General features: G+C 46.7%; 1 pseudogene. It reads right to left on the reverse strand.

The window, feature by feature from the left end:
- Positions 1-326 precede the first annotated feature (326 nt).
- Positions 327-844 (reverse strand): annotated as a pseudogene (locus tag Y887_RS21570) (DUF4189 domain-containing protein).
- Positions 845-974 lie beyond the last annotated feature (130 nt).

Genomic DNA, 974 nt, shown 5'->3' on the forward strand with positions numbered 1-974 from the left:
CGGTGTCTGCCGATCGGGGGAGCTTACGCGAGGAGCAGGAATTTCTTGGCTCGAAGCATAACCAGTAGAGGACGAAGCTGCTGGCCCACATGTTGCAGTACCCGCTGCTGTTCCTATCGGACATGCAGTCTGAGCAATAACCGGAAAATTCATTAACGTAGCGACTAAAACCATATGAAGAAGCACAAGCTTTCTAGGGCCGAAAATCCACATGATATTTGAAATCCGCTCCAATAAAAAAACCAATCATCAACCCCGACTGAAAGGAAATTTTTTTAAAAGATAGAACAAATGCATCAAAATCACAAATAAAGCAGCTTTAACTTTCAATACCTAAAAAAGGCAGGCTTGCTGCACGCAGAATAAACTGCTTTGCAATCGCCCCCGCTCTCATTACAGTTATTAACAGCACGCGTTTTGGCATAACTTTCATCCTGAGCCAGCCCGGTCGAGGCAGGCTTACCCTTAACAGAAGGCCATGCTAAAGCGATACATTGATTGCTATAGGTTGTTATGAGTTTGCATTTTTTGAATCCTCTACCGCGCAAGTGCTAATCGCTTTAGAAGCCGCGTCGGACTTGCTCTTCAAATCTGAGGAAGTTCCAACGCTACCAGTCGAATCGTCGATTGCAATAGCTCCCCATCGCGACTCCCATTTTCCGGTCGGAATCGCCCTTGGTGCGGGAGCCTCGTTACTGTATCCACCACCACTACTACTTTCGGTAGGACCACACAATGCAGAGCCAGCCGCGGTTCCAATTGGACAAGCTGTCTGCGCAATGGCCTCACTTGCAACAACACCAGAAAAGAAAATAATGTTAATAATAACAAAAGCTACTTTCATCTGATTCCGCCCTCATCACAATTTGCGACAGAGTGTTCAGAGACCGCATCTACGTCAAGCTGTATTTTCGTCAACAACTATTGCGCCCCAACTAGATTCCCACCTACCAAGCGACGTCCCCCCAATTTTG

This window comes from Xanthomonas pisi DSM 18956, from assembly GCF_001010415.1.
Taxonomy (GTDB): domain Bacteria; phylum Pseudomonadota; class Gammaproteobacteria; order Xanthomonadales; family Xanthomonadaceae; genus Xanthomonas; species Xanthomonas pisi.